This is a genomic window from Nostocoides sp. (genome assembly GCF_035343835.1).
GTDB classification, from domain to species: domain Bacteria; phylum Actinomycetota; class Actinomycetes; order Actinomycetales; family Dermatophilaceae; genus Nostocoides_A; species Nostocoides_A vanveenii.
Genome location: NZ_DAOQZV010000217.1, coordinates 1 through 5390, shown reverse-complemented (window position 1 = coordinate 5390; position 5390 = coordinate 1). Strand labels below are relative to the sequence as shown.

General features: G+C 71.3%; 8 protein-coding genes. 2 read left to right on the top strand and 6 right to left on the bottom strand.

Annotation, left to right across the window (positions count from 1 at the left end; genetic code table 11):
• Positions 1-77: 77 nt before the first annotated feature.
• Positions 78-1091: an ABC transporter ATP-binding protein gene (locus PKH97_RS13210; protein WP_324387974.1), complete on the top strand. Its 1014-nt coding sequence runs from the start codon at positions 78-80 to the stop codon at positions 1089-1091.
• 9 nt (positions 1092-1100) lie between these two features.
• Complete coding sequence (locus PKH97_RS13205; RefSeq protein WP_324387973.1) at positions 1101-1493, top strand: VOC family protein; 393 nt, start codon at positions 1101-1103, stop codon at positions 1491-1493.
• 5 nt (positions 1494-1498) lie between these two features.
• On the opposite strand, the gene PKH97_RS13200 is transcribed toward PKH97_RS13205, so the two are convergent.
• From PKH97_RS13200 to PKH97_RS13175, 6 genes are all read right to left on the bottom strand, one after another.
• Positions 1499-1684, bottom strand: coding sequence for a hypothetical protein (locus PKH97_RS13200; RefSeq protein ID WP_324387972.1), 186 nt, complete (start codon positions 1682-1684; stop codon positions 1499-1501).
• Positions 1685-1860: 176 nt separating this feature from the next.
• The gene (locus tag PKH97_RS13195) at positions 1861-2622 is read right to left on the bottom strand and encodes an ABC transporter ATP-binding protein (protein ID WP_324387971.1); all 762 of its coding nucleotides are present in this window, start codon (positions 2620-2622) and stop codon (positions 1861-1863) included.
• A complete protein-coding gene (gene cbiQ / locus PKH97_RS13190) occupies positions 2619-3389 on the bottom strand; it encodes a cobalt ECF transporter T component CbiQ (RefSeq protein ID WP_324387969.1) in 771 nt (256 codons plus the stop codon). Before cbiQ ends, PKH97_RS13195 begins: the two co-directional genes overlap by 4 nt.
• Position 3390: 1 nt before the next feature.
• Positions 3391-3717, bottom strand: coding sequence for a PDGLE domain-containing protein (locus PKH97_RS13185; RefSeq protein ID WP_324387968.1), 327 nt, complete (start codon positions 3715-3717; stop codon positions 3391-3393).
• Complete coding sequence (locus PKH97_RS13180; RefSeq protein ID WP_324387966.1) at positions 3714-4403, bottom strand: energy-coupling factor ABC transporter permease; 690 nt, start codon at positions 4401-4403, stop codon at positions 3714-3716. Before PKH97_RS13180 ends, PKH97_RS13185 begins: the two co-directional genes overlap by 4 nt.
• 74 nt (positions 4404-4477) lie before the next feature.
• A complete protein-coding gene (locus PKH97_RS13175; protein WP_324387964.1) occupies positions 4478-5071 on the bottom strand; it encodes a mismatch-specific DNA-glycosylase in 594 nt (197 codons plus the stop codon).
• Between the last annotated feature and the right edge of the window lie 319 nt (positions 5072-5390).

Genomic DNA, 5390 nt, shown 5'->3' with positions numbered 1-5390 from the left:
CGGGCGCCGGCTGGCAGGACGGCGACGGCCTAGATGGCGAAGGCGCGGCGGAGCGCGGGTCCGGGCCGGGGCTCACGGTGCGGGGACTGACCGTGCGTTTCGGTGCAACCGTGGCCGTCGACGCGGTGGATCTCGACCTGTTGCCCGGCGGCATCCTGGCGCTGCTCGGGGCCTCCGGCTCGGGGAAGTCCTCACTGCTGCGTGGCATCGCCGGCCTCGAGCCGCTCGCGGCCGGCCGGGTCCGATGGGACGGCGTCGACGTCACGGCGGTCCCGGTCCACAAGCGCGGCTTTGGGGTGATGTTCCAGGACGGGCAGCTCTTTCCGCACCGTGACGTCGGCGGCAATGTCGCCTACGGCTTGCCTGCCTTGGGGGGCCGCGGGCGCGCGCACCGGGTCGCCGAACTGCTCGACCTGGTCGGGCTCGCCGGCTTCGAGCGCCGTGCGATCACGTCACTGTCCGGCGGTCAGGCCCAACGGGTCGCGCTGGCCCGCGCCCTCGCCCCGCAACCCCGCCTGCTGCTGCTCGATGAGCCCCTGTCCGCGCTGGACCGGGCCTTACGTGAGCACCTTGTCGGCGTCCTGCGCTCCACCTTGCGGGCCACCGGGACGACCGCGATCTATGTCACGCACGATCAGGACGAAGCTTTCGCGGTCGCCGATCGGATCGCCGTGCTCCGCGACGGGGCGATCGTCCAACTCGACACCCCAGAGCGCCTCTGGCGCGCCCCTGCCGACGCCGGCGTCGCCGCCTTCCTCGGTTATGCGCCGCTGCTCGGCGAGCAGGATGCTGCCGCTCTCGGATGGCCCGACCCGATCCCACCCGAGCACGTCCTGGCCGTCGCCCCGGGCGGCCTGATCGCGCGGCCCGCGGACCAGGGCGACGACTCCGCTGATGCCGGCCCAGCAGGCGCGATCCTGGCCATCGGTGAGCAGATCGATCACCGGGGCTATGTCACGGTCGAGGTCGAGCTCCCGTCGCGGACGCGGGCCGAAGCGCAGGCGAGCCACCGGGTGGCGGGGGAGACGGCATACGTGCGCTTGGTCGCCGGCCGCTGCGTCGCGGTTCCCCGGGTGGCGCAGCCTCGATAGGGTCGGGACATGATCAATGCCGTTCACGTGCTCGTCTACAGCGACGACGCCCCGGCCACGCGGACCTTTTTCAAGGATGTCCTCGGCCTGTCCTTCGTCAGCGACGGTGGGTCGGGCGAGCCCGGCGACTGGCTGATTTTCGCCACCGGGCCGAGCGAGGTGGGCGTCCACCCCACTCAGGGGGAGTTCGACGGCGAGACCTTCACCGCGCCGCGGCACCACCAACTGAGCCTGATGACGACCGACATCGAGGCGACGGCCACCCAGGTGCGCGTCAAGGGTGGTCACATCCTCACCGGCCCGTCCGACATGGGCTTCGGGATCGGCATGGAGATCGAGGTGCCGGGCACCGACGCGATCCTCATCTACCAGCCGAAGCACGCCACGGCCTACGACAAGTAGTCGCCTCAGGCCGCGCGTTGCCGCGCGCCGATTGTCGTATGCCCGCGCGGCGCGCCGGGTCGTAAGGTCATCACCCGGGCCGTGCGCTTCTCGGCGTCGTGGTCGAGCAGGAAGGGCACGACCGCGAGTGCGGTCATCAGGGCAATCCCGATGACGGTCAGGGCAGCGATGGCGATGTCGGTGAAGGTCATGACATCGAGCCTGCCCGCGCGAGCCGCTCCGGTACATCGGACCCAGGTATGGATCAGGGATGAAGATCCTGTCCCTGCGGCTGACCCCCCTCACCCAAACGTCTACCCCGTCGAGAGGGCGCCCAAACACGATCGAGAGTGCAATCTCGCCGGGTCGAGTGGGCAGGGGGCACCGGTCACGGACCCGGCGTCAGGCCGCCGACGGTGCGCGGGTCGAAGCCGAAGGGCAACTCCAGCCGGTGGCGCCCCATCAACTCCGCGTCGGTGAGGATCGACGCGGTCGCACCGTCGGCGACGATCCGGCCGTCGGCGAGGATGACCGCGCGTTCGCACAGCTGCAGGGCATAGGGCAGGTCGTGGGTGACCATCAAGATGGTCACGTCCAGCCGGTCGAGGATCGCCGCGAGTTCGCGTCGCGAGGCCGGGTCGAGGTTCGACGACGGCTCGTCGAGGACCAGGATCTCCGGTTCCATCGCGAGCACCGTTGCCACCGCGACCCGGCGCCGCTGGCCGAAGGAGAGATGGTGCGGCGGGCGCGCGACGAAGTCGAGCATGCCCACCGCCCGCAGCGCCGACTCCACCCGCGCCTCGATCACGTCCGGCGCCAGGCCGAGGTTCGCCGGGCCGAAGGCGACATCGTCACGCACGGAGGGCATGAACAACTGGTCGTCGGGGTCCTGGAAGACCACGCCGACCCGTCGCCGGATCTCCAGCAGGTTCTCCTTGCGCACCGGCAGCCCCGAGACCGAGACGCTGCCCGCACCCGCGGCCAGGATGCCGTTCAGGTGCAGCACGAGGGTGGTCTTACCGGCGCCATTAGGTCCGAGAAGCGCGACCCGCTCGCCGGGGTGGACGTGCAGGTCGACGCCGAAGAGGGCTTGATGTCCGTCCGGATAGGCATAAGCGACTCCGCGAAGGTCGAGCACGGGCACGCTCATCCGCCCACTCCCAACCACGCGGCGCCGGCGCAGATCGCGGCGGCACCGGGCAGCGCCAGGGCGCGCGCCCACTCGGCGCGGCTCGCCGTAAGGTCGGTGGGGAAGGGCAGACGGCCGGCATACCCGCGCGAAAGCATGGCGAGATGGACCCGCTCGCCGCGTTCGTATGACCGGATGAAGAGGGCGCCGAGGGTCGCGGCGAGGACCGGCCAGGCGCGCACCGAGCGCGCCCGGAAGCCACGTGACTCGCGCGCGATCCGCATGCGAGTCAGTTCGCCGCCGACGACCTCCAGGTAGCGGAACATGAACGCTGCGATCTGCACCAATTGCCTTGGCAGGCGGGCCTTTTCGAGCGCCCGCACGAGGTCGCGCGGCTCGGTCGTCGCACCCAGCAACACCGACGCACCCACGCCGATCGTGCCCTTGGCCAGCAAGCCCCACGCCGCCCATAACCCCGGCTCCGAGAGCGACGCGGGCCCCACGGCGATGCGCGGCCCGGTCGAGACCACCGGCATCAACACGGCAAAGACGACGAACGGGATCTCGATGAGCAGCCGCTTGCCGAGGTAGCGCGCGGGGACGCGCGAGGCGCGGGCGAGAACGAGGAGGAGGACGGCATACGTCACGAAGGCCCAGACCGCGGTGCGTGGCGTCGCGACGACGATCAGGACGAAAGCCACCAGTGCCGCCAATTTGGTGTGCGCCGGGAGGCGATGGACGACCGAGTGCCCGTGGAAATGGACGGTATGGCCGTGGCCAGCGCCCACCTCAGGCGCCCGGGTCGGGGGTCGATGCCCGGCCGTGGCGACGCAAGGCGGCCATCAGGCCGAAGGCCAGCGCGGCGACGAGCAGCACACCGATGACGCCCGCGAGCCCGCCGGAGAGCCGGGCGTTGTGGACGCCGCTGACGCCGTATTCGGCCAACGGCGAACCGGTGCTCCCGTGCTGCTGCGCCTGACCGGCGATCCCGTTCTGCTCGGCGACATACTCCAGCCCGTCGGGACGGGACGAGGCGTAGTAGCTCGCGACCCCGGCCAGGACGAGACTGACCGCAAGTCCCCACAGGATCAGCGTGCGGGTGCTCAGCCGCTTCACGTCAGTGCCCCGTCACGGATGACGAGCTTCGGTGTGGCGAGCGCGGGCCCGGCGCCGTGCACGAGATCCGGGCGGGTCGCGACGATGCTGCCGACCGCGAGGTAGGTGATGGCCGCCTCACCGAGTCCGATGAGCGTATGCCAGCCGGCCATCGCGATCGCGAGCGTCCGCAGGGGGATCGGCGCGGTCCCGCCGATGGCATAGAGGGCGGTGAAGGCGAGGGCGGCGGCCGGCACCGAGAGGGCGGCGCCGAGAGCGGCCGCGACGGGGATGCTCGCCAGGCGCTTGGGCAGCGCGGCCCGCGCCGCGACGAAGACGGCATACCCGACCCAGACGCCGACAATGCCCATCAGGGTGACATTCGTGCCGAGGGCGGTCAGCCCGCCGTCGGCGAAGGCCAGGGCCTGCACCAGCAGGACGACGGCCAGGCACAAGGTCGCCGTGAACGGGCCGACGAGGACTGCGGCCAGCGCGCCGCCGAGGAGATGGCCAGAGGTGCCGGCGCCGACGGGAAAGTTGAGCATCTGGGCCGCGAAGACGAAGACGGCGACCAGGCCGGCCAGCGGCGCAGTGCGGTCGTCGAGCTCGCGGCGGGCACCGCGCAGGCATACGGCAACCCCCGCCGCCGCGAGCGACGCCGTGCCGATGGATGTCGGCGCGTCCAGAAACCCATCTGGCACGTGCACGCGGCGCCTCCTCCTCTGCTCGGTGACCTCCAACGCTACTGCAAGTGATTCGCAATAGCCCGTGCGTCGGTTTCCTATCCGCTGGCCGCTTTCTTCGCGGCGAGCCGCAGCCCAGCAGCACGGGCGGGCGCGGCGTACGCCTCGGCGAGGGAGTCAATGGTCTCGTGGGCGTTCAGGCCGCTCGGATTGGGGACTACCCACAGGTCGGCCCCGGCGAGCGGTTCCGGCTGCTGGCCGGCGCGTGCGGTGCGCACCCCGAACGCCTGCCGGTAGGCGGTGATGCCCGCGATCGCGACCACCCGCGGTGCCACGGCGCCCACGGTCGCGAGCAGTTGCTCGCCGCCCGCGAGGAGTTCGGCCGTGATGAGTTCGTCGGCTCGGGCGGTGGCGCGTCGCACGAGATTCGTGATGCCGATGCCGCGGGCCACGAGATAGGCCCGGTCGGCGTCGGTCATCCCCGCCGCGGGGTCGATCTGGCGATCGATGATCCCCGCGCGCAGGAGGGCCGGATAGAAGCGGTTGCCCGGGTGGGCGAAGTGCGTCTGGGTAGCAGCGGTCCACAAGCCCGGGTTGATGCCGACGAAGAGCAGGCGGCAGTCCGGGCCGAGCAGGTCAGGGACTTCGGCGTCCAGGAAGGACTCCAACTCGGCGCGGGTGAACCGGGGCACGAGGGCTACTCAAGCACTCCTGCCCTGCCTGCTGAGGGTTGGTCAGGGACTGGGATGGCGCCGGCATCGGCACGCCTCCCACCCGACGATGCGACGTGCGTCGTTACCTCGATGTGACACGGGCGCCCTCGGGTCGCTACCGTTGACGGACCCCCTGAAAGGCCCTTTCCTTCTCATGCTTCGCTCTTCCCATGTGCCCGCGCACCGTGCGACCTGCGGCGTTCGCCGCGCCGCCGACGCCCGCACTCTGACCGGCGCCACCGCGCTCGCCGTCTGGGCTACCACCGCCGCATACGCCCTGACCCCGGGCGCGCTGCCC

Excerpts from the sequence above, each read along its gene's own strand:
- PKH97_RS13205 (WP_324387973.1), top strand. The coding sequence starts at position 1,101 with ATGATCAATGCCGTTCACGTGCTCGTCTACAGCGACGACGCCCCGGCC.
- PKH97_RS13200 (WP_324387972.1), bottom strand. The coding sequence starts at position 1,684 with ATGACCTTCACCGACATCGCCATCGCTGCCCTGACCGTCATCGGGATT.
- PKH97_RS13195 (WP_324387971.1), bottom strand. The coding sequence starts at position 2,622 with ATGAGCGTGCCCGTGCTCGACCTTCGCGGAGTCGCTTATGCCTATCCG.